General features: G+C 52.8%; 21 protein-coding genes. 3 read left to right on the top strand and 18 right to left on the bottom strand.

Annotated elements, in window-relative coordinates; genetic code table 11:
- Window positions 1-23: 23 nt before the first annotated feature.
- The 3 genes from pstS to glmU all read right to left on the bottom strand — a co-directional run bounded on the left by pstS (window position 24) and on the right by glmU (window position 4,792).
- On the bottom strand, window positions 24-1,064 hold the full coding sequence (gene pstS / locus MC50_RS08405; protein ID WP_032690159.1) for a phosphate ABC transporter substrate-binding protein PstS: 1,041 nt from the start codon (window positions 1,062-1,064) through the stop codon (window positions 24-26).
- 340 nt (window positions 1,065-1,404) lie between these two features.
- Entirely contained in the window at window positions 1,405-3,234 is a 1,830-nt protein-coding gene (gene glmS / locus MC50_RS08410; protein ID WP_032690158.1) for a glutamine--fructose-6-phosphate transaminase (isomerizing), read from the bottom strand.
- A 187-nt stretch (window positions 3,235-3,421) separates the two neighbouring features.
- On the bottom strand, window positions 3,422-4,792 hold the full coding sequence (gene glmU, locus MC50_RS08415) for a bifunctional UDP-N-acetylglucosamine diphosphorylase/glucosamine-1-phosphate N-acetyltransferase GlmU (protein ID WP_032690157.1): 1,371 nt from the start codon (window positions 4,790-4,792) through the stop codon (window positions 3,422-3,424).
- Between the two features lie 345 nt (window positions 4,793-5,137).
- On the opposite strand from glmU, the gene MC50_RS08425 reads away from it, so the two are divergent.
- Complete coding sequence (locus MC50_RS08425; protein ID WP_047663643.1) at window positions 5,138-7,309, top strand: right-handed parallel beta-helix repeat-containing protein; 2,172 nt, start codon at window positions 5,138-5,140, stop codon at window positions 7,307-7,309.
- Between the two features lie 420 nt (window positions 7,310-7,729).
- Here the strand turns inward: MC50_RS08425 and MC50_RS08430 are convergent, their stop codons facing one another.
- The 13 genes from MC50_RS08430 to asnC all read right to left on the bottom strand — a co-directional run bounded on the left by MC50_RS08430 (window position 7,730) and on the right by asnC (window position 19,225).
- Window positions 7,730-8,149, bottom strand: a complete 420-nt coding sequence (locus MC50_RS08430; RefSeq protein WP_004869216.1) for a F0F1 ATP synthase subunit epsilon — start codon at window positions 8,147-8,149, stop codon at window positions 7,730-7,732.
- 20 nt (window positions 8,150-8,169) lie between these two features.
- The gene (gene atpD / locus MC50_RS08435; RefSeq protein ID WP_004869217.1) at window positions 8,170-9,552 is read right to left on the bottom strand and encodes a F0F1 ATP synthase subunit beta; all 1,383 of its coding nucleotides are present in this window, start codon (window positions 9,550-9,552) and stop codon (window positions 8,170-8,172) included.
- 26 nt (window positions 9,553-9,578) lie between these two features.
- The gene (gene atpG / locus MC50_RS08440; protein ID WP_004869218.1) at window positions 9,579-10,442 is read right to left on the bottom strand and encodes a F0F1 ATP synthase subunit gamma; all 864 of its coding nucleotides are present in this window, start codon (window positions 10,440-10,442) and stop codon (window positions 9,579-9,581) included.
- A gap of 50 nt (window positions 10,443-10,492) precedes the next feature.
- The gene (gene atpA / locus MC50_RS08445) at window positions 10,493-12,034 is read right to left on the bottom strand and encodes a F0F1 ATP synthase subunit alpha (protein WP_004869219.1); all 1,542 of its coding nucleotides are present in this window, start codon (window positions 12,032-12,034) and stop codon (window positions 10,493-10,495) included.
- Window positions 12,035-12,046: 12 nt separating this feature from the next.
- On the bottom strand, window positions 12,047-12,580 hold the full coding sequence (gene atpH / locus MC50_RS08450) for a F0F1 ATP synthase subunit delta (protein ID WP_004869220.1): 534 nt from the start codon (window positions 12,578-12,580) through the stop codon (window positions 12,047-12,049).
- A gap of 14 nt (window positions 12,581-12,594) precedes the next feature.
- Window positions 12,595-13,065, bottom strand: coding sequence for a F0F1 ATP synthase subunit B (gene atpF, locus MC50_RS08455; RefSeq protein ID WP_004869221.1), 471 nt, complete (start codon window positions 13,063-13,065; stop codon window positions 12,595-12,597).
- A gap of 54 nt (window positions 13,066-13,119) precedes the next feature.
- Entirely contained in the window at window positions 13,120-13,359 is a 240-nt protein-coding gene (gene atpE / locus MC50_RS08460; RefSeq protein WP_000429386.1) for a F0F1 ATP synthase subunit C, read from the bottom strand.
- 47 nt (window positions 13,360-13,406) lie between these two features.
- Complete coding sequence (gene atpB, locus MC50_RS08465; RefSeq protein ID WP_004869223.1) at window positions 13,407-14,222, bottom strand: F0F1 ATP synthase subunit A; 816 nt, start codon at window positions 14,220-14,222, stop codon at window positions 13,407-13,409.
- 8 nt (window positions 14,223-14,230) lie between these two features.
- Window positions 14,231-14,611, bottom strand: a complete 381-nt coding sequence (gene atpI / locus MC50_RS08470) for a F0F1 ATP synthase subunit I (RefSeq protein ID WP_004869225.1) — start codon at window positions 14,609-14,611, stop codon at window positions 14,231-14,233.
- Between the two features lie 614 nt (window positions 14,612-15,225).
- Entirely contained in the window at window positions 15,226-15,849 is a 624-nt protein-coding gene (gene rsmG, locus MC50_RS08475) for a 16S rRNA (guanine(527)-N(7))-methyltransferase RsmG (protein ID WP_032690155.1), read from the bottom strand.
- Between the two features lie 114 nt (window positions 15,850-15,963).
- A complete protein-coding gene (mnmG, locus tag MC50_RS08480) occupies window positions 15,964-17,853 on the bottom strand; it encodes a tRNA uridine-5-carboxymethylaminomethyl(34) synthesis enzyme MnmG (RefSeq protein WP_032697069.1) in 1,890 nt (629 codons plus the stop codon).
- Between the two features lie 381 nt (window positions 17,854-18,234).
- A complete protein-coding gene (gene mioC / locus MC50_RS08485; RefSeq protein ID WP_004869231.1) occupies window positions 18,235-18,675 on the bottom strand; it encodes an FMN-binding protein MioC in 441 nt (146 codons plus the stop codon).
- A gap of 91 nt (window positions 18,676-18,766) precedes the next feature.
- On the bottom strand, window positions 18,767-19,225 hold the full coding sequence (gene asnC, locus MC50_RS08490; protein ID WP_004869233.1) for a transcriptional regulator AsnC: 459 nt from the start codon (window positions 19,223-19,225) through the stop codon (window positions 18,767-18,769).
- Between the two features lie 152 nt (window positions 19,226-19,377).
- Between asnC and asnA the strand changes: the two genes are divergently transcribed.
- A complete protein-coding gene (gene asnA / locus MC50_RS08495) occupies window positions 19,378-20,370 on the top strand; it encodes an aspartate--ammonia ligase (protein ID WP_032690153.1) in 993 nt (330 codons plus the stop codon).
- A gap of 17 nt (window positions 20,371-20,387) precedes the next feature.
- Here asnA and viaA read toward each other — a convergent pair whose 3' ends face one another.
- Complete coding sequence (gene viaA, locus MC50_RS08500; RefSeq protein ID WP_047663646.1) at window positions 20,388-21,836, bottom strand: ATPase RavA stimulator ViaA; 1,449 nt, start codon at window positions 21,834-21,836, stop codon at window positions 20,388-20,390.
- The gene (gene ravA / locus MC50_RS08505) at window positions 21,833-23,332 is read right to left on the bottom strand and encodes an ATPase RavA (RefSeq protein WP_032690151.1); all 1,500 of its coding nucleotides are present in this window, start codon (window positions 23,330-23,332) and stop codon (window positions 21,833-21,835) included. The genes viaA and ravA overlap by 4 nt, the downstream gene beginning before the upstream one ends.
- A gap of 217 nt (window positions 23,333-23,549) precedes the next feature.
- Here ravA and kup point away from each other — a divergent pair, with 217 nt between their 5' ends.
- The gene (kup, locus tag MC50_RS08510) at window positions 23,550-25,418 is read left to right on the top strand and encodes a low affinity potassium transporter Kup (protein WP_004869240.1); all 1,869 of its coding nucleotides are present in this window, start codon (window positions 23,550-23,552) and stop codon (window positions 25,416-25,418) included.
- Window positions 25,419-25,422: the final 4 nt, after the last annotated feature.

A 25,422-nucleotide genomic window follows, 5' to 3' on the forward strand; every position in this document is an offset into this window, starting at 1 on the left:
GACAGCTTAAAGTCTGGCGGTATTTAGTACAGCGCTTTACCGCTGCTGTCTTTCACGTTGGTTTTCCATGCAGCGCGAACCTGCTCAACCACGCTTTCCGGCAGCGTTGCGTAATCCAGTGCGTTGGCTTCTTTACTGCCATTTTTGTACGCCCAATCGAAGAACTTCAGCACTTCAGCAGTCTGTTCTGGTTTGGTCGTGGCTTTGTGTACCAGGATAAAGGTGGTTGAGGTGATCGGCCATGCATTCTCACCTTTCTGGTTAGTCAGATCCTGTGCGAAGGATTTGCTCCAGTCGATACCTTTAGCCGCGTTAGCGAAGTTATCTTCCGTCGGGCTGACCGGCTTGCCATCTGCGGAAAGCAGTTTGGTGTAGGCCAGGTTGTTCTGCTTCGCATACGCGTATTCTACGTAGCCAATGGAGCCCGGCAGACGTTGAACGAAAGCGGCGATGCCGTCGTTACCTTTACCGCCCAGACCGGTCGGCCAGTTAACGGTAGAACCCGCGCCAATCTTAGATTTCCACTCTTCGTTCACTTTCGCCAGGTAGCTGGTGAACACGAAGGAAGTACCGGAACCATCGGCGCGACGAACCACGGCGATGTTCTGAGACGGCAGCTTCATACCCGGGTTGAGTTTAGCGATCGCTTCGTCATCCCACTTTTTAATTTTGCCCAGGTAGATATCACCCAGAGTTTTACCGTCCAGAACCAGCTCACCCGACTTCACGCCAGGCAGGTTGATTGCCAGAACCACGCCACCGATCACGGTCGGGAACTGGAACAGGCCTTCCTGAGCCAGTTTGTCATCGGCCAGAGGAGCATCAGAAGCACCGAAATCGACGGTGTTAGCAATAATTTGTTTTACACCACCGGAAGAGCCAATGCCCTGGTAGTTCACTTTATTGCCGGTTTCTTTCTGATAGGTATCAGCCCATTTGGCATACACCGGTGCAGGGAAAGTTGCGCCCGCGCCAGTCAGGCTTGCAGCTGCAAATGCAGAGAAAGCGCTCATCGATAAGGTCGCGGCGACAACTGTTGCGACGGTGGTACGCATAACGTTCATAATGTCTCCTGCTGGATTCGTAAATCGTTGTTTCGAGGCTATGGTGAGCAAAATAGGACAAAGAGGTGACAGTAAAATGTACGAATTATTACAGTTTTATGACACTCAAAAAGACAGCCGACTGGTGAAAATAAAAACAATATAAATCATACTGTTAATTATTTAAGTGACCGTAAGATTGCAGAAAAATTTTCTTTTTATGACACTTAAAATCGTAGTCGAAGATGACGGTTTGTCATAAACCCGCGCAGCGGCATTTTTCACCAGAGCACTGAAAAACGATCGCCGGAAATAAAAAAAGGGCCGCCGGATGGCAGCCCTTTGTCTGATGCGTGTTGGCTTACTCTACGGTGACCGATTTCGCCAGGTTACGCGGCTGGTCGACGTCAGTGCCTTTAATCAGCGCAACGTGATAGGCCAGCAGCTGCAGTGGCACGGTGTAGAAGATCGGCGCAATCACCTCTTCAACATGCGGCATTTCAATAATGTGCATATTGTCGCTGCTGTTGAAACCCGCCTCGCCATCGGCGAAGACATACAGCTGGCCGCCACGCGCGCGAACTTCTTCAATGTTGGATTTCAGCTTCTCCAGCAATTCGTTATTCGGCGCAACGACGATCACCGGCATTTCGGCGTCAATCAGGGCCAGAGGACCGTGCTTCAACTCACCGGCCGCATAGGCTTCCGCGTGGATATAAGAGATCTCTTTCAGCTTCAGCGCCCCTTCCAGCGCGATCGGATACTGATCGCCACGGCCAAGGAACAGCGCATGGTGCTTATCGGAGAAGTTCTCGGCCAGCGCTTCAATACGCTTATCCTGCGACAGCATCTGCTCAATACGGTTCGGCAACGCCTGCAGCCCATGAACGATATCATGCTCAACGGCGGCATCCAGACCTTTAAGGCGCGCCAGTTTTGCCACCAGCAGCAGCAATACGGTCAGCTGAGTGGTAAAGGCTTTGGTCGAGGCCACGCCGATCTCAGTGCCCGCTTTGGTCATCAGCGACAAATCGGACTCGCGGACCAGAGAAGAACTCGCCACGTTACAAATAGCCAGCGATCCGAGGTAGCCCAGCTCTTTTGACAGACGCAGCGCGGCCAGCGTATCCGCGGTTTCACCGGACTGGGAAAGCGTGATCATCAGGCTGTTGCGACGCACCGCCGATTTGCGATAGCGGAATTCAGAGGCGATTTCCACATCGCACGGCACGCCCGCCAGCGCTTCAAACCAGTAGCGAGAAACCATGCCGGAGTTATACGAGGTGCCGCAGGCTACGATCTGGATATGTTCAACCTGAGACAACATTTCATTCGCATGCGTGCCCAGCTCGCTGAGATCCACTTCGCCATGGCTGATGCGCCCGGTGAGGGTGTTTTTGATCGCATTCGGCTGTTCGTAAATCTCTTTTTGCATGTAGTGACGGTAGGTGCCTTTGTCGCCTGCGTCGTACTGCAGATTAGATTCGATCTCCTGACGTTTCACCTGCACGCCTTTGGTATCGAATACGGTCACGCTGCGGCGAGTCACTTCCGCGATATCGCCTTCTTCGAGGAAGATAAAGCGACGGGTAACCGGCAGCAGAGCCAGCTGATCGGAGGCAATAAAGTTTTCCCCCATACCCAGACCGATAACCATCGGGCTACCGGAACGCGCTGCCAGCAGCGTTGACGGGTCACGGGAATCCATGATCACCGTACCGTAGGCGCCGCGAAGCTGAGGAATGGCTCGCAGTACCGCTTCACGCAGCGTGCCGCCCTGCTCCAGCTCCCAGTGCACCAGGTGAGCAATCACTTCGGTGTCAGTTTCAGAGACGAAGGTGTAACCACGCGCTTTCAGCTCTTCGCGCAGCGGTTCGTGGTTTTCGATGATACCGTTATGGACCACCACAATGTGTTCAGAAACATGCGGATGCGCGTTACCTTCAGACGGCTCACCGTGCGTTGCCCAGCGGGTATGGGCAATCCCCGTACCACCGTGTAACGGGTGCTCTTCTACCGCCTGAGCCAGCATCTGGACTTTACCGAGACGACGAACGCGGGACATATGCCCTGCGTTATCAACCACTGCCAGACCGGCAGAGTCATATCCACGGTATTCCAGACGACGTAAACCTTCGAGAAGGATTTCAGCAATATCACGCTGCGCGACTGCGCCAACAATTCCACACATAGTTAAATTTCCTGATAATGGCGTTATGCCATGCGTTGTCGCTGACCTGTATTTGCCCGCGTTACGGGCGCCCCGAGCCTTGTAGAGAGTGGGGTTATTTTTATGGTACTGCCTGCGGACGGGGACCTATATTGATCCTCTCATCCTGGTTCGCCGGGCGGTTTCCCCCCCGGCGACAATCCAAACATTACGTCTTCTTCACCGGACGCTGCCAGCCCTGTTTATGGACCTGCGGCACACGGCTTAAAACCAGTTCGTTGTCGGCAATATCGCGCGTGACCGTCGTACCGGCGGCAATCGTGACGCCGTTACCCACGGTCACCGGCGCCACCAGCTGAGTGTCGGAACCGACAAACACATCGTCGCCGATAATGGTTTTGAATTTATTTGCACCATCGTAGTTACAGGTAATGGTACCGGCGCCGATATTCACGTTGTCGCCGATTTCCGCGTCGCCGAGGTAGGAAAGATGACCTGCCTTCGAGCCTTTACCCAGTCGCGCTTTTTTCATTTCTACGAAGTTGCCAACATGCGCGCCTTCCAGCAGTTCGGCGCCAGGACGCAGGCGCGCGAACGGACCGATGGTGCAGGCAGCCTGCAGATGAGCATCTTCCACAACCGAATACGGGCTGATCTCACAGTCATCGCCAATGGTGCTGTTTTTGATCACGCAGCCTGCGCCGATCTTCACGCGTTCACCCAGAACCACGTTGCCTTCGAGGATAACGTTAGTATCAATCTCCACATCGCGCCCATGTTTCAGGGTACCGCGGAGATCAAAACGCGCCGGATCGCGCAGCATCACGCCTGCCAGCAGCAGTTTTTCCGCCTGTTCGGATTGATAAACGCGCTCCAGACGCGACAGCTGCAGGCGGTTGTTTACCCCTTCAACTTCGCTTAAGCGCTGCGGATGAACGGCAACGATTTCACGCCCTTCCTGATACGCCATGGCGATAATATCGGTGATGTAGTATTCACCCTGCACATTGTTGTTCGTCAGCTTCGCCAGCCAGCGTTTTAAATCCGCCCCACCAGCGATCAAAATACCGGTGTTAATTTCCTGAATCTGACGCTGCGTATCGCTGGCATCTTTATGCTCCACGATGCCGGTAACCTGACCGTTTTCACGCGTAATGCGACCATATCCGCTCGGATCGTCCAGCTTCACCGTCAGCAGGCCAATGCCGCCCTGTGGCTTCGCCGCGCGCAGGCGTTGTAGCGTATCAACGGAAATCAGCGGAACATCGCCGTACAGCATCATGATGTCTTCATCATCATGGAAGAACGGTGCCGCCTGTTGCATGGCATGGCCGGTACCGAGCTGTTCAGCTTGCAAGACCCAGTTAAGATTATCTTCATGCAGCGTCTGGCGCAGTAGATCGCCACCGTGCCCGTACACCAGATGTACGGCCGAAGCACCGAGATCTTTAGTCGCATCAATAACATGCTGCACCATTGGCTTCCCGGCCAGGGAGTGCAGCACCTTAGGAAGATCGGAATACATGCGGGTCCCTTTGCCTGCGGCAAGGATAACCACGCTCATCGCACTGTTTGACATACGCATCCTGACAACAATTAGAACGAAAAGTAAAAGCCTTTCACGTTGAAATATCTACATATTTTTCATCATGAAACGAGACGAGGATAAAACGCCCTGGCTCAACGATATACACCATTTTATGGTGCTCTTTTTCACCGCTGCAAATAAGTTTATCTCCTAAAAACGCGCATAAGGGAGATAAATCCCTGCTATCTCACTGCTTTTCCTGTTTTTTTGACACCTGAATAAAGCAAGGTAATAAAATAAAACACAGTTTCAATATTCGTTAATTGTGACGCAACAAATAGAAACACCATTTCATTATTATGATAATGCTGCTCAATAATTACCCAGGAGACAAAAATGAATAAAAAAATACCTTTGGCATTAGCCCTTTGCAGCACAATTATCGCATTACCGCTGCAGGCTGACGAGCAGCATGTCTGGCGAGGCATCGCTTTTGGTCAATCAACAGACGTGAATTTTTCCTCCAACGTACTGCCGGAAAAAATCGGCGTTAACGATGTAACGATAGCAGGAAAAAAACTGGCTCCGCAGGCTGTTGCCAATCTCCAGGCTCCTGTCACCATTGAGAGTCGGGGCGGAAAAATAGCCAACTCGCACGACGGTCTGACCTTCTTTTATACTGAACTACCGGCCCGACAGAATTTCATCCTGCAGGCCACGGTGACGGTGGATCAATTTGGTCCGGAAAATGGCGCCCTTCCGGCAGCACAGGAGGGCGCAGGGCTGCTGGTTCGCGATGTTATCGGCCATCCGCGGCAGCAGCCTTTAGTGGTTGGCTACGAAGAGTTTCCGGCAGCATCCAATATGGTCATGAACGCGATTATGACCCAGGATAAAAAAGATCGCTCGCGCGTCAAACTCCAGGCCATTACCCGGGAAGGGATCGCGCAACCGTGGGGAAACGCAGGTTCGACTATCAACCGGCTGAGTTATAAAGAGAATATCGATCTTAAGCAGACACCGGACTTCCAGCTCAGACTCGAACGTACCAACGAGGGATTTGTCACATCATGGGCGCCCGTCGGCAGCGATAAGTGGGTGAGTCAAAAAGTGCCTCATGCCGATCTGATCACGCAACAGGATAAAGACAATTACTACGTTGGCTTTTTTGCTTCTCGTAACGCCAAAATCACCGTCAGCCATGCATCTCTGGTGACATCCCCGGCAAATATCGTTGCTTCGCAGCCCTATGTTGCCAAAACCTGGCCGGTGGTGATGCAAATCGCCTCAGGCGTACAAAGCCAGAGCGCAGATTACGTATTGCAGGCCCGGGCCAGTGACGACGGCGATTTCACTGTTCGTCAGGATGAGGTGACGATTGGGATGAATAAAAAGGTCAAAGCCGGTGAGATGTTTACTCAACCCGCGACGCTCAAAGAGAACAGTACCTTTGAAATTGTTTTTACCCCCGCCAGCGGCCAAAAACCCATTACGCAAAGCCTGACGGTTGAACGCAACCAGCGTGTTGAAGGGAACACGCTGCATGTCTCCCCTGAGGGGCAGTCTGACGCGAAAGGGACGCTGGATTCTCCGCTCGATCTCTCCACCGCGGTCGATTTGTTGCCTCCGGGCGGAAAGATTATCTTAGCCGCCGGGGATTATCCGCAAACGATGATTCCGCTTCAGGCCAGCGGGCTCAGAGAAAAGGTAAAAACGCTGCAGGCCAACGGCAAGGCGGTTATTCATGGCCTGCTGCTGGATGCCAACTACTGGCATATCAATGGCATCTCGATAACAGACAAAAGCCTGCGCATACAGGGTAGCCATAACCTGATCGAGAACGTCACGGCCTACAAAAACGAGGATACCGGGATCCAGATATCCTCCCCGGACAAAACAGGTCGCCCACTATGGGCCAGCTACAATCGGGTCGTGAACTCTGAATCCTACGGCAATGAGGATCCCGGTAAGATTAACGCCGATGGTTTCGCGGTAAAAATGCGGGTAGGGGAAGGTAATCGTCTGGAAGGTTGCTACTCACACGACAATATCGATGACGGATTCGACCTGTTTAACAAAATCGAAGACGGCGCCAATGGCGTTGTGGTGATCGAGAATTCAATTGCCCGCAATAACACCAGTAACGGTTTTAAACTCGGCGGGGAAGGGCAGCCGGTTGCCCACGAAATACGTAACAGCATTGCTATCGGTAACCATCTGGATGGGTTTACCGATAATTTCAATCCCGGCAAGCTGGTAGTGGTCAATAACGTCGCGGTAGATAACCAGCGCTTTAACTATCTCTTCCGCCCCAGCCCATACGGTAAGCCAGAGACTCAAGGCGATTTCAGCGACAACCTGTCACTGCGCAGCCAGCCCGGAAAATATGATGATGCCGTTGTCGGGAATATTAAAGATAACAACTACTTTATTCGCGGCGGGAAAAGCGTCAATGCAGAGGGGAAGACCATTCTGAGCGCCGATTATCAAACCCTGGCGCTACCGGATCCGCTGCTGCGTCATGCCGATGGCAGTTTTGCTACCGGAGACTTTCTCAACCGTCGATAGCAAGGGCGTCTTGCGCTTTATCCGGCTGAGAAAACACAAAGGCCGCCCTCGGGCGACCTTTTTCGTTCTGCTTCACACCGCATGTGTTGTCGTTTTCGTTAGCGGTACAGCGCAAATGCAGAGAGGTTGGCGACTTAGTGATTGAAGGTACCGAAAGTGACGTTCATAGCACTGAAGAAAGCGATGATTTTGTTAAGCAGTTTCATGATGACTTCCTGGATAAAGAATGTGTTCTGGTAGATTTGTTTTGTGACTCACATCACAAAAACAAGTCTACGCTTCATTTTTTAACCGATCAACATAAATGAGATGCTCGTCACAAAAAATTAAAATGCCATTTTAGTTTTGATAAATATGAAACGAAGCCATAAAAAAAGCCAGCCTGGAAACCAGACTGGCTTTTTAACTTTCAAGCCGGTGTTACATCGCTTTTTTGGTCAACTCGATAACGCGCAGTTTGGCGATCGCTTTGGCCAGTTCCGCGGACGCCTGAGCGTAATCCACGTCGCCGTGAGAGCTGTTAATGTGCTCTTCCGCTTTACGCTTCGATTCCAGGGCTCGCGCTTCGTCGAGATCCTGGCCACGAATTGCCGTATCAGCCAGAACGGTCACGCTACCAGGCTGCACTTCAAGAATGCCGCCGGACAGATAGATAAACTCTTCATGACCGTGCTGTTTAACGATGCGAATCATACCAGGCTTAATGGCGGTGAGCAGCGGTGCGTGACCCGGGTAAATACCCAGTTCACCTTCACTACCCGTTACCTGGATTTTCTCGACCAGACCGGAGAACATTTGTTGCTCCGCGCTGACGACGTCCAGGTGGTAAGTCATTGCCATATCACCCTCCGATTAAGGCGTTAAAGTTTTTTGGCTTTTTCCACGGCTTCGTCGATAGAACCGACCATGTAGAACGCCTGCTCTGGCAGGTGATCGTATTCGCCTTCCATGATGCCTTTAAAGCCACGGATGGTGTCTTTCAGGGAGACGTACTTGCCCGGAGAACCGGTAAATACTTCTGCCACGAAGAACGGCTGGGACAGGAAGCGCTGAATCTTACGTGCGCGAGCTACCACCAGTTTGTCTTCTTCAGACAGTTCATCCATACCGAGGATGGCGATGATGTCTTTCAGTTCCTGATAACGTTGCAGCAGGGACTGTACGCCACGTGCGGTGTCGTAGTGTTCCTGACCCACAACCAGCGGATCCAGCTGACGGCTGGTGGAGTCCAGCGGGTCAACGGCCGGGTAGATACCCAGAGACGCAATCTGACGGCTCAGTACCACGGTTGCATCAAGGTGAGCAAAGGTGGTGGCTGGTGACGGGTCAGTCAAGTCATCCGCAGGGACGTATACGGCCTGTACGGAAGTGATAGAACCGGTTTTGGTGGAGGTGATACGTTCCTGCAGAACACCCATCTCTTCCGCCAGGGTCGGCTGATAACCTACCGCTGAAGGCATACGACCCAGCAGTGCGGATACTTCAGTACCGGCCAGGGTATAACGATAGATGTTATCGACGAACAGCAGAACGTCACGACCTTCGTCACGGAATTTCTCAGCCATGGTCAGGCCGGTCAGAGCAACGCGCAGACGGTTTCCCGGCGGCTCGTTCATCTGGCCATAAACCAGGGATACTTTATCCAGAACGTTGGAGTCGGTCATTTCGTGGTAGAAGTCGTTACCCTCACGAGTACGTTCACCGACGCCCGCAAACACGGAGTAACCGGAGTGCTCGATCGCGATGTTACGGATCAGCTCCATCATGTTTACGGTTTTACCTACGCCCGCACCACCGAACAGACCTACTTTACCGCCCTTAGCGAACGGACACATCAGGTCGATAACTTTGATGCCGGTTTCCAGCAGTTCCTGAGAACTGGACAGCTCTTCATAAGACGGAGCTGCGCGGTGAATAGCCCAACGCTCTTCTTCGCCGATGTCGCCTTTCATATCGATCGGCTGACCCAGCACGTTCATGATACGACCCAGCGTTGCTTTACCAACCGGGACTTCGATCGGGTGCTCAAGGTCTTTAACTTCCAGACCACGACGCAGACCGTCAGAAGAACCCATGGCGATAGCACGTACGATACCACCGCCGAGCTGCTGCTGAACTTCCAGCACCAGGCTCTCATTACCATTCTGTACCTCAAGAGCATCGTACACGCGCGGTACGGCATCCTGAGGGAATTCGACGTCAACCACGGCGCCGATTACCTGGACAATTTTTCCAGTAGCCATCTTGAATCCTCTACGAATTAACCTGGTTATACCGCGGATGCACCACCGACGATCTCGGTGAGTTCCTGAGTAATGCTGGCCTGACGAGCTTTGTTGTATACCAACTGCAGCTCTTTAATCAGGCTGCCGCCATTATCGGTTGCGGCTTTCATCGCCACCATACGTGCGGCCTGCTCGCTGGCCAGGTTTTCTACCACGCCCTGATAAACCTGGGACTCGACATAACGACGCAGGAGGGTATCCAGCAGCGCTTTCGGGTCTGGCTCATACAGATAATCCCAGGATTTACGCTTCAGCTCAGCATCTTCTGATGCCGGTAACGGCAGCAGCTGAGTGATGGTCGGAGTCTGGGACATGGTATTAATAAATTTGTTGCTGACAACGTACAGCTTGTCCAGACGGCCTTCATCATAGGCCTGCAACATCACTTTTACCGGGCCGATCAGTTCGGACAGCGATGGGTTATCTCCCATGCCAGTCACCTGGGCGACAATATTGCCACCGACGGAACTAAAGAAAGATACGCCTTTAGAGCCGATCATTGCGATGTCGCACTGAACGCCTTTATCGGACCATACTTTCATATCTGCCAGCACTTTCTTGAACAGGTTAATGTTCAAGCCGCCGCACAGACCACGGTCGGTCGACACCACCAGGTAGCCCACGCGTTTAACGTCGCGTTCTTCCAGGTACGGGTGCTTATATTCCAGATTACCGTTTGCAAGGTGACCAATCACTTTGCGCATGGTATCTGCATAAGGACGGCTGGCCGCCATGCGCTCCTGCGATTTACGCATTTTGGAAGCGGCGACCATTTCCATCGCTTTAGTGATCTTTTGCGTGTTCTGGACGCTTGCGATCTTACTACGTATCTCTTTTGCGCCGGCCATGAACTTCTCCTCAATGCCTTGCGGCCTGCCCTAAGGCAAGCCGCCAGACTTTACCAGGACTGGGTTGCTTTAAAGGAGTCGAGGATGCTTTTCAGCTTGCCTTCGATCTCGTCGTTATAGCCACCGGTCTGGTTAATCTCTTGCATCAGCGGAGCGTGGTCACGGTCAACGTAAGCCAGCAGAGCGGCTTCGAAGCTACCGATTTTCGCCAGTTCCACATCTTCGAGGTAACCGCGTTCAGCAGCAAACAGGACCAGACCCTGCTGTGCTACAGACATCGGTGCATACTGTTTCTGTTTCAGCAGCTCGGTTACTTTCTGACCATGGCTCAGCTGTTTACGGGTTGCTTCATCCAGATCGGATGCGAACTGAGAGAACGCAGCCAGTTCACGATACTGTGCCAGCGCGGTACGGATACCACCGGACAGTTTCTTGATGATCTTGGTCTGAGCAGCACCACCAACACGGGATACGGAGATACCCGGGTTAACCGCAGGACGAATACCAGAGTTAAACAGGTTGGTTTCCAGGAAGATCTGACCATCGGTAATGGAAATTACGTTGGTCGGAACGAACGCAGAAACGTCACCCGCCTGGGTTTCGATAATCGGCAGTGCGGTCAGGGAGCCGGTTTTACCTTTGACTTCACCTTTGGTGAATTTCTCAACGTATTCCGCGTTAACGCGGGATGCGCGCTCCAGCAGACGGGAGTGGAGGTAGAACACGTCGCCCGGGAATGCTTCACGTCCTGGCGGACGACGGAGCAGCAGGGAAACCTGACGGTAAGCAACGGCCTGTTTAGACAGGTCATCGTAAACGATCAGCGCATCTTCACCGCGGTCACGGAAGTATTCGCCCATTGCGCAACCGGCATATGGTGCCAGGTATTGCAGTGCAGCAGATTCAGAAGCGGTCGCCACGACAACGATTGTGTTGGACAGCGCGCCGTGCTCTTCCAGTTTACGTACCACGTTAGAAATGGTGGACGCTTTCTGGCCAATAGCTACGTACACGCACTTGATGCCGGAATCACGTTGGTTGATGATCGCATCGATTGCCATCGCGGTTTTACCGGTCTGACGGTCACCGATGATCAGCTCACGCTGGCCACGGCCGATTGGAATCATGGCATCGACGGATTTGTAACCGGTCTGTACCGGCTGATCGACGGACTGACGTTCGATAACGCCCGGAGCGATAACTTCGATTGGCGAGAAGCCATCGTGCTCAACCGGACCTTTACCGTCGATAGGTGCACCCAGGGTGTTCACCACGCGACCCAGCAGGCCACGGCCAACCGGAACTTCAAGGATACGGCCAGTACATTTAACCTTCATGCCTTCGGCGAGGTCAGCGTACGGACCCATTACTACTGCACCTACGGAGTCGCGCTCCAGGTTCAGTGCGATAGCGTAACGGTTACCCGGCAGGGAAATCATCTCACCCTGCATACAATCGGCCAGGCCGTGGATGCGGATAACACCGTCACTGACGGAAACAATAGTACCTTCGTTGTGAGCTTCGCTCACCACATTGAACTGAGCAATGCGCTGCTTGATCAGTTCGCTGATTTCGGTGGAATTCAGTTGCATGCTCCAGTCCCCTTAAGACTGCAAGACGTCTGCAAGGCGATCAAGACGGCCGCGTACGCTACCATCAATGACCATATCACCCGCACGGATGATAACACCTGCCATAACAGACTTATCGATTTTGCAATTCAGCTTAACTTTGCGTGACAGACGTTTTTCCATCGCGCCGACGATCTTCTCAAGCTGTGCTTCACTCAACTGGGAGGCAGAAATAACATCGACCTCTGCGGTTGCCTCACTGGCAGCGCGCAGGTGAATGAATTGCTCAAGAACATCCGGGAGCACTTGCAGACGACCATTTTCAGCCATAACCCGAATCAGGTTCTGGCCATTTTCGTCCAGTTGCTCACCGCATACCGCAATGAACGCGTCAGAGAGCGTTTCCGGCGCCAGAGCACCGGACAGAAGCTCTGCCATTTGTTCGTTTTTGGTCACTTCAGCGGCAAACGCCAGCATATCCTGCCAGCGTTCAACACTTTTGTGTTCGACGGCAAAGTCAAAAGCTGCTTTGGCGTAGGGGCGAGCTACCGTTACAAATTCAGACATCAGCCCCTCCCTCCTTACAGTTCAGCGACAAGTTTGTCCACGATGTCGCTGTTAGCAGCTTCATCCACGGAACGTTCGATGATCTTCTCGGCGCCAGCAACAGCCAGGATTGCGACCTGCTTACGCAGCTCCTCGCGAGCACGTTTACGTTCGGCATCGATTTCAGCCTGCGCCTGTGCGACGATTTTGGTGCGTTCCTGTTCTGCTTCAGCTTTAGCTTCGTCCAGCATCTGAGAGCGACGCTTGTTCGCCTGCTCGATGATGACCTGAGCTTCCGCTTTCGCTTTTTTCAGCTGGTCGGTCGCGTTGGCCTGTGCAAGGTCCAAATCTTTCTTAGCGCGTTCTGCAGAAGCCAAACCGTCAGAAATCTCTTTCTGACGTTTTTCGATGGCAGCCATTAACGGCGGCCATACGTACTTCATGCAGAACCATACGAAAAGAACAAACGCGATGGCCTGGCCGAGGATTGTTGCGTTCATGTTCACAGCACAATACCTCTTAAATTAACTCTGTGGCTTAGGTTTCTTTCGAACAACTTACTACGCGACAGCAAACATCACGTACAGACCCAGACCTACAGCGATCATCGGGATAGCATCCACCAGACCCATAACGATAAAGAACTGAGTACGCAGCAGAGGAATCAGATCCGGTTGACGCGCTGCGCCTTCCAGGAATTTGCCCCCGAGGATGCCGATACCGATCGCAGCACCGATCGCCGCCAGACCCATCATCACAGCGGCAGCCATGTACAGCAGATCCATATTCAGGTTTTCCATGACAGTCTCCAGTTTGTTTCAGTAAAAACGTAGTATGTTGGTAAAAATCAATGCTCTTCAGATGCCATCGACAGATAGACGATCGTCAGAACCATGAAGATGAAGGCTTGCAGCGTAATAATCAGGATGTGGAAAATGGCCCATGGCACATTCAGAACCCACTGTGACCACCACGGCAGCAGACCAGCAATCAGAATGAAAATCAGCTCACCGGCATACATGTTGCCGAACAGTCGCAGACCAAGTGAAACCGGTTTGGACAGCAGGCTTACCCCTTCAAGGATTAAGTTGACAGGAATGAATGCCCAGTGATTGAACGGCTGCAGCGTCAGTTCTTTAACGAACCCACCCACGCCTTTCATTTTGATGCTGTAGAAAAGAATCAGGATAAACACGCCAAGCGCCATCGACAGGGTGATGTTCACGTCAGCAGACGGAACCACGCGCAGTGCAGGCAGGCCGAAAATGTGTTCGCCGATGTAAGGAATCAGGTCGATTGGCAGCAGGTCCATCAGGTTCATCAGGAATACCCAGACAAACACGGTGAGGGCCAGCGGAGCAATCAGCTTGCTCTTGCCATGATACATGTCTTTGACGCTGCCATGGACGAAGCCAATGGTCATCTCGATAGCCGTCTGGAGTTTACCAGGAACACCGCTGGTCGCTTTTTTCGCAACGCTACGGAAAATGGTAAGGAACAACAGACCGAGCACCACTGAGAAGAACATGGAGTCAATGTTGAGCGTCCAGAAGGTGGCCGGGGGGTTGTGCGGATCCACCAGCGAGAAAGTACGCAGGTCCAGCTGAAGGTTATTCAGATGGTGGCCTATGTATTCCTGCGGCGTCATATTTTCTGCAGCCATGATGCCTTTTACCCTTTGTTGTTAATTACAGCTGGTGCCAGAATTTGTACCACCAGCACCAAAACCCACGTCACTATCAGCGGCATGAATACCACTTTGAATACAGCCAGCGCCACCGCGAGGAGGGCAAAGGTCAGCAACACCTTGAAAGCTTCGCCGAAGGCGAAGGTCCAGGCCACTCGGCCTTTAGATGGTGTATGCGCCTGATGACGCCAGGCAAAAATCATAAACAACATGTTTGGCAAAACAACCGCCAAACCTCCACATACAGCGGAGACGCCCCAGAAGGGGTCTTTTAGGCTGAACAGCAGTCCACTTGCTATTACTGCCAGTAACTGAATAAACAGAAGCTTACGAGCAACGTTTCGACTCAAGAGCGACACAGACATCACGTTTTTACTCCTGCTCCCTTCGAGGTATGTCGCGTGTCGTATAAAACGTCCTTTAAGACGAAGAGTCAAGCATCAAAAAGCGGACAAATTATACGGTGACGCCCCGTGATTTCAAACAATAAGTAGCAAAATAGTGAATAAATGTTTAATTATTTTCCAGCTGGCAACTTTTCCTGCATTTTGCCAATCTGTGAGCCGTCATACGAAACTGCAAATACTGAGAAAACACAGAGATTAAAGCGTGCACCAGATCACATATTAAACATTTTAGAGGAATGCGAATTAATTCCGTTCATAAATTGTCTGTTTTCATCTTTTTGATATTAAAGATAAAAAATGAGCAGTTTTTATAAAACAACCACGCATACAATGAAAACCTTTTATTGACATTTATAATAAATATTTAACATCTGTATGCTCTGTCAGGCGCTCGATTTTTAGCGTACTGATATTTTCAATGTTGACTATTTTATGGGTTAACCAACCGTCAAAGTTAACTTCGAGATAACCCATAGTAAAAACATGGTTAAAATGCTCCGGGAATAGCTCGCAGTCACATTTATTTTTGTAACATGCTACGGTCTCATTTTTTTCACATTTTTTGATAAAAACTAAATCATTTTTGGCTTAATAACCACCAGGTGACGCTCCCCTTCCAGCTCAGGAACATGCAGCCTGATGATCTCGCTGACGGTATATCCGTTGGGAAGATTTGCCATTTCATCTTCCTGGGCCACCCCTTTCAACGCATAGAAGCAGCCGGTTTCTGACGGCAGATGATGACACCAGCTGACCATGTCATTCAGAGAGGCAAATGCGCGGCTGATGACGCCATCGAACGGCGGCTCAGCGGGGAAATCTTCCACGCGGCTCTGTACCGGAGCAATATTATCCAGTTTTAACTCATGCTGGACCTGACGAAGAAAACGCACGCGCTTACCAAGGCTGTCCAGCAGCGTGAAATGTGCTTGCGGAAGAACTATCGCCAGCGGGATTCCCGGTAGCCCTGGCCCTGTTCCGACGTCGATAAAACGCGTTCCCTGCAGATACGGCGCAACAACAATGCTATCGAGGATATGGCGAATCAGCATCTCATTCGGATCGCGAACGGAAGTCAGATTGTAGGCTTTGTTCCACTTATCCAGCATTCCAACATAGGCCACCAGCTGGTTTTTCTGGTGATCGGTGAGCGAAATACCGGCTTCAGCCAGCAGACGAGAAAGTTTGTTGAGCACGTTCAATACCTGTCCAGAAATAATGAGCCCGGAGGCGATGACGCTTACCGGGCCGGTGAATCAAAAGGGCGGAGGCGCAGTCTGCTATCCGCCAAATTCCGCCTCTCAGGGCAATCAGGCGCTACGGCGCAGCATCCCCTGCTTTTTCAACCAGACCAGCAAAATAGAAATCGCCGCTGGCGTGATGCCGGAAATACGCGAAGCCTGACCGATTGAAGACGGTTTGTGATCGTTGAGCTTGGCAATCACTTCATTCGACAACCCGATCACCTGACGATAATCAAGCGTTGCCGGCAGGATCGTATTCTCATTACGCTGCTGTCTTTCGATCTCTTCCTGCTGACGAGCAATATACCCTTCGTACTTCACCTGGATTTCGACCTGTTCTGCGGCCTGCACATCTTCGAGGCCCGGTGCGAACGGTGACAGCTGAACCAGCTGCTCATAGGTCATTTCCGGACGACGGAGTAAATCTTCTCCGCTCGCTTCGCGAGAAAGTGGTGCAGTCAGGTGAGCATTCACTTCTTCTGCGCTGTCTGCCGCCGGATAAACCCAGGTGGTTTTCAGACGCTGACGCTCCAGCTCAATGCTTTCCAGCTTCTCATTGAAACGCGCCCAGCGTTCATCATCGACCAGACCCAGTTCACGTCCCTGTTCCGTCAGACGCAGATCGGCGTTATCTTCGCGCAGCATCAGACGATATTCGGCGCGTGAAGTAAACATCCGGTACGGTTCTTTCGTTCCCAGAGTACACAGATCGTCGACCAGCACGCCGAGGTAGGCTTCTGAACGCGCCGGCGCCCAACCCTCTTTTTCCGCAGAGAAACGACCGGCGTTCAGGCCGGCAAGCAGCCCCTGAGCGGCAGCTTCTTCGTAACCGGTGGTGCCGTTAATTTGTCCGGCAAAGAACAGACCGTGGATATATTTACTTTCCAACGTCGGCTTCAGATCGCGCGGGTCGAAAAAGTCGTACTCAATAGCGTAGCCTGGACGAACGATTCTGGCGTTCTCCATGCCTTGCATAGAGCGAACAATTTGCATTTGTACGTCAAACGGCAGGCTGGTGGAGATACCGTTTGGATAAATTTCGTTAGATGTCAGCCCTTCAGGCTCGAGGAAGATCTGATGCTGGTTACGATCGGCAAAACGCATCACTTTATCTTCGATCGACGGGCAATAACGCGGGCCGATCCCTTCAATCACCCCGGCATACATTGGGCTACGATCGAGGTTATTACGGATCACGTCGTGGGTTTTTTCGTTGGTATACGTGATATAGCACGGTACCTGCTGCGGATGCTGAGCCACATTGCCCATGAACGAGAAGACCGGCATGGGGTTATCACCATGCTGCGGCGCCAGAACGCTAAAGTCGATGGTACGGGCATCAATACGCGGCGGCGTACCGGTTTTCAGGCGGCTGACGCGCAGCGGCAGCTCACGTAAGCGGCGAGAAAGCGGGATGGACGGCGGATCGCCTGCGCGGCCACCGCTGTAGTTATCCAGTCCGATATGGATCTTGCCATCAAGGAAGGTGCCGACGGTCAGGACCACCGCTTTGGCGCGGAATTTCAGTCCCATCTGGGTAACGGCTCCGACAACCCGATCGTTTTCAACAATCAGATCCTCAACCGCCTGCTGGAAGATCATCAGGTTGGGCTGGTTTTCCAGCGCAGTGCGTACCGCCTGACGATAGAGTACGCGGTCTGCCTGAGCTCGTGTCGCTCGTACCGCCGGTCCTTTGCTGGCGTTTAGTATCCTAAACTGAATGCCTGCCTGGTCGATCGCTTTCGCCATCAGTCCGCCAAGCGCATCCACTTCTTTTACCAGGTGTCCTTTCCCAATGCCGCCAATCGCCGGGTTGCAGCTCATCTGCCCCAACGTGTCGATATTGTGTGTCAAAAGCAGGGTCTGCTGACCCATTCGCGCTGCGGCCATCGCGGCCTCAGTGCCTGCATGACCCCCGCCAATGATGATGACGTCAAAAGGATCCTGATAAAACATGGTGGTATGCCTCGCATAAAGCGGTTTGAAAATGGATTGAAGCCCGGGCCGTGGATTCTACTCAACTTTAGTCGATCGAGAAAGCTCCGGGATCTTGAGTATTAAAAAGAAGATCTTTTATTTAGAGATCTGTTTTATTGTGATCTCTTATTAGGATCGAACCTTTCTGTGGATAAGCCAGATCCGCGTTTTAAGATCAAACGCTTAAGAAGGATCACTATCTGTGAATGATCGGTGATCCTGTTCCGTATAAGCTGGGATCAAAATGAAGGGTTATACACAGGTCAAAAAGCAGCCACTGGTTATACGTTGGATAACTACCGGTTGATCAGAGCTTTTAAGTGTAGTTATCCACAGAAGATCGGACGATCTTTACAAAACTTAGAGCAAATCTTTCCAGGATCCGACCCAAATCTCAGCCGGATCCTCCGGAATTTCATGTTCCAGGACATTTATCTTCAGCGTTTCGCCGATCTGTTGTGCGCCACATGCCTTCAATGCGCTGTCGATTTTGTCGATGGCGCCGCAGAAGGTGTCGTATTCGCGGCTGCCGATGCCCACGGCGCCAAAACGAACGGCGGACAGGTCTGCCTGCTTTTCCTGAAGCGCTTCATAGAACGGCAGCAGATTATCAGGGATATCACCCGCACCATGTGTAGAGGAGATAACTAACCAGATCCCCTCAGCCTGCAGATCCTCGATCAACGGACCGTGCTGGATTTCGGTGCTGTAGCCCGCCTCTTCCAGCTTTTCAGCCAGATGCTCCGCTACATATTCCGCACTGCCCAGGGTACTGCCGCTGATAAGCGTAATGTCTGCCATGATCGTCTGCTCAATTATTCAGAGTGGCACATTGTACGCTGTGTGAGAGCTGGGATCTACCTGTGGAAAATGTGGGATTAAAAAAGCCCGATCACGGGCGGATGGTCCGCATGATCGGGTTCTGCAGGGAGATCAGGGTCTCGGTGGACTGAATTTCATCGATTGTTTGGATCTTGTTGATAAGTACCTGCTGCAGGGCATCGATCGAGCGGCACATCACCTTAATAAAGATGCTGTAGTGCCCGGTGGTGTAGTAGGCCTCGGTGACCTCGTCGAGACTTTCGAGTTTGGCCAGCGCGGAGGGATAGTCTTTGGCGCTTTTCAAAATGATGCCGATAAAGCAGCAGACGTCGTAACCGAGCTGTTTGGGGTTCACGTCGATACGGGCGCCGGTAATGATCCCTGCCTGTTTCATCTTCTCTACGCGAACATGAATCGTCCCCGGGCTGACGCCAAACTGTTTGGCCAGTTCGGCATAGGCGGTACGGGCATTGGCCATTAAGGCTTCCAGGATGCCGCGGTCCAGATTGTCGATCTGATAATTTTCCATAGGTTTTTCTTATGATGTTTGAAGATTCTTTCTATATTAGCCGTATATTTTAATGAATCAAAAGTGAACATGGCTTTTTGTTGTTTGATTATTGTATTGGTGGCCATTTTTGTTGCTTAATCAATATCAACAGGACGCAGGAGTAATAAAAAATGAAAACCGCATACATCGCAAAACAACGCCAGATTAGTTTCGTTAAGTCTCACTTTTCCCGCCAGCTGGAAGAGAAGCTTGGTCTGATTGAAGTCCAGGCACCTATCTTAAGCCGCGTAGGAGACGGGACTCAGGACAACCTGTCTGGTTGCGAGAAAGCGGTTCAGGTGAAAGTGAAAACGCTGCCAGACGCCCAGTTCGAAGTGGTTCATTCACTGGCGAAGTGGAAACGTCAAACCCTGGGACAACACGACTTCAGCGCGGGCGAAGGGCTGTACACGCACATGAAGGCCCTTCGCCCCGATGAAGACCGACTGACCGCCATCCACTCTGTTTACGTCGACCAGTGGGACTGGGAACGCGTGATGGGTGATGATGAACGCCATGCCGGCACATTAAAATCAACCGTAGAGGCTATCTACGCCGGGATTAAAGCGACCGAAGCCGCTGTATGTAAAGAGTTTGGCCTGACGCCGTTCCTGCCGGAACAGATTCAGTTTGTCCATAGCCAGACGCTGCTGAGCCGTTATCCGGGTCTCGATGCTAAAGGCCGCGAGCGGGCGATTGCGAAAGAGCTGGGAGCCGTATTCCTGATGGGGATTGGCGGTAAGCTTTCTGATGGCCAGCGTCACGACGTTCGTGCGCCGGATTATGATGACTGGAGTACATCGGTTGAGGAAGGCTTTAGCGGCCTGAACGGCGATATTCTGGTGTGGAACCCGGTGCTGGAAGACGCTTTCGAGCTCTCCTCTATGGGGATCCGCGTGGATGCCGAGGCCCTGAAGCGCCAGCTGGCGATCACCGGTGATGAGGATCGTCTGAAGCTGGAGTGGCACCAGGCGCTGCTGCGCGGTGAAATGCCGCAGACCATCGGCGGCGGCATTGGTCAATCCCGTCTTACCATGCTGCTGCTGCAGCTGGATCATATCGGCCAGGTACAGTGCGGCGTATGGCCGGCGCAGGTTCGTGAGAGCGTGGCTTCGCTCCTTTAATCGCCCCGAGAGATCCGTTAACGCCGCCAGCGTCGCAGCAGGCGGCTACGTAACCCGGTATCAAAGCGCCAGATATGATCGAAGATGCGCATGATGCCGGGTTTGCCATGGACAGACATCGCTACCGCATGAAAGCGATGATGATGCTTACGCTGTAGCTCCCCCACCTTATTGATCACCTCATCCGGCAGCCGCTGGGCAATAAAATCAGAAATCACCACCGCATCGGCATCGACCCACTGCGGGTTTTGCATTCGCTCAATGATGGAACGGAAACAGCTGGCTAAATCCGTACCGCCGCGAAAACGCTGGCTCAGGAAGCGGATCGCCTGCTCCAGACCCTGCGGGCCCGTCAGCTCGTAATGCACGACCTCACTGGAGAAAAGCATAATAAAGCAGCGGCGATTGTCCGCCAGCGCCACCCGCATTAATGCCAGGCAAAACGCCTTGGCGCACTGTTCGTTGAAACCGCCCATCGAGCCGGAAGTATCGACGCAGACGATAAAAGGTCCGCGTGGCTGTTCGTCAACATCTTGTCGGGTCACCGGCCTCTCGGTGATTTTTTCCCGCCAGGCGTCGCCATGTAGCCGATAGGTCAGCAGCTGCTTTTCTACCAGCTTGCGATAGAACTCGAATTCCAGTTCAGTGATCCCCAGCGTCGCCAGCTCCGGCGGCAGCAGGCGCAGGATATCGTCGCTCTGTTGTAGGCCATCAACCTGTTCCGGTACCGTTGCCGGCTCACGAACCAGGCTGCGAAAGGCTTCCATCGGCGCATCCTTTTTCGGTACCGATTTGGCTTCCCGCGAGCGGCCTAACTGCTCAGCCAGCTGCATCAGCTCCGGCTGCTGGCTGAGAAAGTCACCGTAGCGAACGATCAGCTGATAGTCGCCGCGCTTCAGCTCGCCTGCGCTCATATCCCACAGCCGGCCCGCGGCGTTATCGTTTTCCACCAGCACCGGTTCCAGCTGTCCGCTCAGGGTCATCCTCTCCTGGACTTCACTCAGTAGCTGATCGCGTTCTTCATCCAGCAGCTGCTGGTTGAGTGTGGTTGCCTGCACCACCAGACTCAGACGCCAGCGCTGTAAAAACAGGGTATGTAGTGCGGGCGTGAAGGTCGTATTGTCATCCACCAGCTGTTGCGCCTGGGCGGCAAACGGCGAGTGCAGCTGATGCAGCTGGCCAAGGATCTGCGGGAGCTGCACGATGAACTGCGAGGTGGAGAGCAGCTGCGATCGCTGATAGTTCTGGACTTCAACATCCAGCTCCGGCGGGATCGGCGTCTCTTTGAGTCGTGCTCTGACGGCTTCCCGCCAGCGCGGAATATCGGCGGCGATAATATTCTTCAGGCGCGGAAATTTTTCGAAGAACACGGCAAGCTGAGGAGAGGCCAGCAGCGCCAGCAGCATCTCTTCGATCATCCCCTCTTCGCTGACTGCCAGCATGACATTCAGCATATCCAGCGTCATGGCTGTCGCGCCTGTTTAATCTGCGTGCCGACGTCCTGCAGGCTGGCTTCAATACGTCCTAGCCAGTCACCGGGAATAAACAGACATTTTTGCTGTTCGCTAAAGCGGTTATGTTGCTGGTGCCATTCGTCATCCAGCGCTTCCAGCTGCTGGCGGATTTCGGCCGGCATGTTTTCTTGCGATTCGCTGCCGGGCAGCGAAAGGCGGGAGCCTTGCAGGCTGACGTCGCGAACGACCAGATGCTGGCTGGCATCGACATCGATATTCAGCTGCTGGGCGAAACCAATGCCGTTAAGCTTGCCGCGGATTTCACCGCCTTTTTCCAGCCAGTGCGAGAGCTCTTCGCGGACGAAGGTTATATGAATAACTTCCATATCGTGCAGCTTAAGCGGCTGCTGGAGCAGCAGGGTCAGCGTGGTATCCTTGAGTTCAGACGGTAATTCATAATGCGGTTTACGGCTGAACATCCCGCCGAGGCGCGTGACCTTCAGCGCGGTTTTGTCGCTGTGCTGCTGTTGGATTTGGATGCGTCTTTGGGTTATGGCGCCCAGTTTGGTCAGCATTGCCTGCTGTTGCCAGGCATGGCTGGTCATCAAGGTTTCCAGCTGCTGTGACATCAGATTCATGCTTTCGATATCGTGCCACAGGCAATCTTTCAGCAAAATCAGATCGATAGGGGCAATGGTATCCCGGCCGCTGAAGAAGGCGCTGGCCTGCAGCAGACGAATGGCCTTTTTCCAGCGCCGATCCGAGACATAAGGCGAACCCGATAACGTATCCAGCTGCTGGCGGAGCTGGAAGATAAGCTCAAACACGCTGTCCGGTAGCTTCACGGCGCTGATATCCTGCTGCCACTGCCGGAACTCTTCGTCGCTGACCTGCAGGCTGGCAGGGACCGGGTTACTGTTTTCATCCTGCTGGCTTATCAGCATCGAGCGGAAGTTCGTTTTATCCTGGACCTTATCCAGCCATAAACGGATGAGCATGCGATCGTACAGCGCTTCAAGGCTGCTGTCCGCTTCCGGTAATTCGTTTGAGGCAGCCACCAGCAGGCGCATGGGGATTTTTTCTTCTTTCGCCCCGTTGCGGAACTGACGTTCGTTGATTGCCGTCAGTAAGGTGTTGAGGATAGCCGGGCCGGCTTTCCAGATTTCATCGAGGAAGACGATTTCGGCTTCCGGAAGATAGCCTGTCGTCAGGCGCTCGTAGCGTCCTTCATCCTTCAGCGCCTGGATGGAGAGGGGGCCAAAAACCTCTTCCGGAGTAGAAAAGCGGGTCATCAGGTATTCAAAAGCGCGGGCTTGCTGAAAGGCGAATTTGAGGCGGCGGGCGATCAGGCTTTTAGCGATGCCCGGCGGACCGAGTAAAAAAACGCTTTCGCCGCTGAGTGCGGCAAGCAGGCAGAGTCGTATCGCGTGACTGCGTTCGAACAAACCTTTTTCGAGGGAGGCGCTGAGCCGGGAAATTCTTTCTGCCAGTAAATGTGATTGAGCCATAATTGAGTTGCGTGCTTTTTCATGTGTCGTTATTGATTCGAGTATAGATGTTTGATTAGGGATGGTAATAGCCTGAAGAATCGATTTATTTTCTTTGAGCCAGGTTAATATGATGTTTGTTAGGGGTACGATTCAGCAAATAATCGTGCATACTGTGCGCTTTTTGTGGGCCAAGGGACTAGGCACACATTTGTTTTATAAACGAAAAGACTAGTCTATGAGCACTGATAATAAGCAATCGTTGCCGGCAATAACGCTGGCGGCTATCGGCGTGGTATACGGAGATATCGGTACCAGTCCGCTGTATACACTTCGGGAATGTCTGTCTGGTCAGTTTGGGTTTGGCGTTGAACGTGATGCTGTTTTTGGCTTTCTGTCGCTAATATTCTGGCTGTTGATCTTTACCGTATCACTCAAATATATCACCTTCGTAATGCGCGCAGATAACGCCGGTGAAGGGGGGATCCTGACGCTGATGTCGCTGGCGGGGCGTAATACGTCTGCGCGAATGACGTCGGTTCTGGTTATTCTTGGTCTGATCGGCGGCAGCTTCTTCTATGGTGAAGTGGTGATTACGCCAGCGATTTCGGTCATGTCGGCGATTGAAGGGCTGGAAATTATCGCCCCTAATCTGGATACCTGGATTGTCCCCATCTCCATTATCGTGTTGACGCTGCTGTTTGCTATCCAGAAGCACGGGACCAGTATGGTCGGCAAGCTGTTCGCGCCGATTATGCTGATTTGGTTCCTGCTGCTGGCGGTGCTGGGCGCGCGCAGCATTATCGCCAACCCGGAAGTGCTGCAGGCGCTAAACCCTTACTGGGCGGTTCATTTCTTCCTTGAATATAAAACCGTCTCTTTTGTTGCGCTGGGCGCGGTGGTGCTGTCCATTACCGGTGTCGAAGCGCTGTATGCGGATATGGGGCACTTTGGCAAACTACCGATTCGCCTGGCCTGGTTTTCGGTGGTGCTGCCCTCGCTGGTGCTGAACTACTTCGGCCAGGGAGCGCTGCTGTTGCAGCACCCGGAAGCGATCAAAAACCCCTTCTTCCTGCTGGCTCCTGAATGGGCGCTGATTCCGATGCTGATCATTGCGGCGCTGGCGACGGTTATCGCCTCGCAGGCGGTAATTTCCGGAGTCTTCTCGCTGACTCGTCAGGCGGTTCGTCTGGGATATCTGTCGCCGATGCGGATTATTCATACCTCGGAAATGGAGTCCGGACAGATCTATATTCCGTTCATCAACTGGCTGCTGTATGTCTCGGTGGTCATCGTGATTATCAACTTCGAGCACTCTTCGAACCTCGCGGCGGCGTACGGGATCGCGGTAACGGGAACCATGGTATTGACCACGATTCTCTTCACTACGGTCGCGCGTAAAAACTGGCGCTGGAATAAGTTCGTTGTCGCGCTGCTCCTTATCGCCTTTATGAGCATTGATTTTCCGCTGTTCTCGGCCAACCTCGATAAGATTGTTTCCGGCGGCTGGCTGCCGTTAACGCTGGGTCTGGTGATGTTCACCGTGATGACGACCTGGAAAAGCGAGCGTTTCCGTCTGCTGCGTCGGATGCATGAACACGGTAACTCTCTGGAAGCGATGATCTCTTCCCTCGAGAAATCACCGCCGGTTCGCGTACCGGGGACTGCCGTATATATGTCCCGTGCGCTGAACGTGATTCCGTTTGCCCTGCTGCATAACCTTAAGCACAACAAGGTGCTGCATGAACGCGTGATTCTGCTGACGCTGCGTACTGAAGATGCGCCTTATGTGCATAACGTCCGCCGGGTGCAGATCGAGCAGATTTCGCCGTCGTTCTGGCGTGTGGTGGCCAGCTACGGCTGGCGCGAAACGCCAAACGTGGAAGAGGTGTTCCACCGCTGCGGGCTGGAAGGTCTGAGCTGCCGGATGATGGAAACCTCGTTCTTTATGTCGCATGAATCGCTGATTATCGGCAAACGGCCATGGTATTTGCGTCTGCGTGGAAAACTGTACCTCCTGCTCCAGCGTAACGCCCTGAGGGCGCCGGATCAGTTTGAAATCCCGCCAAACCGGGTGATTGAACTCGGTACCCAGGTCGAAATCTGATGCT

Source organism: Klebsiella planticola, from assembly GCF_000783935.2.
Lineage (GTDB): Bacteria > Pseudomonadota > Gammaproteobacteria > Enterobacterales > Enterobacteriaceae > Klebsiella > Klebsiella planticola.

Bases quoted from the DNA above. Each gene is read 5' to 3' on its own strand.
- pstS (WP_032690159.1), bottom strand. From the start codon at position 1,064: ATGAACGTTATGCGTACCACCGTCGCAACAGTTGTCGCCGCGACCTTA.
- glmS (WP_032690158.1), bottom strand. From the start codon at position 3,234: ATGTGTGGAATTGTTGGCGCAGTCGCGCAGCGTGATATTGCTGAAATC.
- glmU (WP_032690157.1), bottom strand. From the start codon at position 4,792: ATGTCAAACAGTGCGATGAGCGTGGTTATCCTTGCCGCAGGCAAAGGG.
- MC50_RS08425 (WP_047663643.1), top strand. From the start codon at position 5,138: ATGAATAAAAAAATACCTTTGGCATTAGCCCTTTGCAGCACAATTATC.
- MC50_RS08430 (WP_004869216.1), bottom strand. From the start codon at position 8,149: ATGGCAATGACTTACCACCTGGACGTCGTCAGCGCGGAGCAACAAATG.
- atpD (WP_004869217.1), bottom strand. From the start codon at position 9,552: ATGGCTACTGGAAAAATTGTCCAGGTAATCGGCGCCGTGGTTGACGTC.
- atpG (WP_004869218.1), bottom strand. From the start codon at position 10,442: ATGGCCGGCGCAAAAGAGATACGTAGTAAGATCGCAAGCGTCCAGAAC.
- atpA (WP_004869219.1), bottom strand. From the start codon at position 12,034: ATGCAACTGAATTCCACCGAAATCAGCGAACTGATCAAGCAGCGCATT.
- atpH (WP_004869220.1), bottom strand. From the start codon at position 12,580: ATGTCTGAATTTGTAACGGTAGCTCGCCCCTACGCCAAAGCAGCTTTT.
- atpE (WP_000429386.1), bottom strand. From the start codon at position 13,359: ATGGAAAACCTGAATATGGATCTGCTGTACATGGCTGCCGCTGTGATG.
- atpB (WP_004869223.1), bottom strand. From the start codon at position 14,222: ATGGCTGCAGAAAATATGACGCCGCAGGAATACATAGGCCACCATCTG.
- atpI (WP_004869225.1), bottom strand. From the start codon at position 14,611: ATGTCTGTGTCGCTCTTGAGTCGAAACGTTGCTCGTAAGCTTCTGTTT.
- mnmG (WP_032697069.1), bottom strand. From the start codon at position 17,853: ATGTTTTATCAGGATCCTTTTGACGTCATCATCATTGGCGGGGGTCAT.
- mioC (WP_004869231.1), bottom strand. From the start codon at position 18,675: ATGGCAGACATTACGCTTATCAGCGGCAGTACCCTGGGCAGTGCGGAA.
- asnC (WP_004869233.1), bottom strand. From the start codon at position 19,225: ATGGAAAATTATCAGATCGACAATCTGGACCGCGGCATCCTGGAAGCC.
- asnA (WP_032690153.1), top strand. From the start codon at position 19,378: ATGAAAACCGCATACATCGCAAAACAACGCCAGATTAGTTTCGTTAAG.
- viaA (WP_047663646.1), bottom strand. From the start codon at position 21,836: ATGACGCTGGATATGCTGAATGTCATGCTGGCAGTCAGCGAAGAGGGG.
- ravA (WP_032690151.1), bottom strand. From the start codon at position 23,332: ATGGCTCAATCACATTTACTGGCAGAAAGAATTTCCCGGCTCAGCGCC.
- kup (WP_004869240.1), top strand. From the start codon at position 23,550: ATGAGCACTGATAATAAGCAATCGTTGCCGGCAATAACGCTGGCGGCT.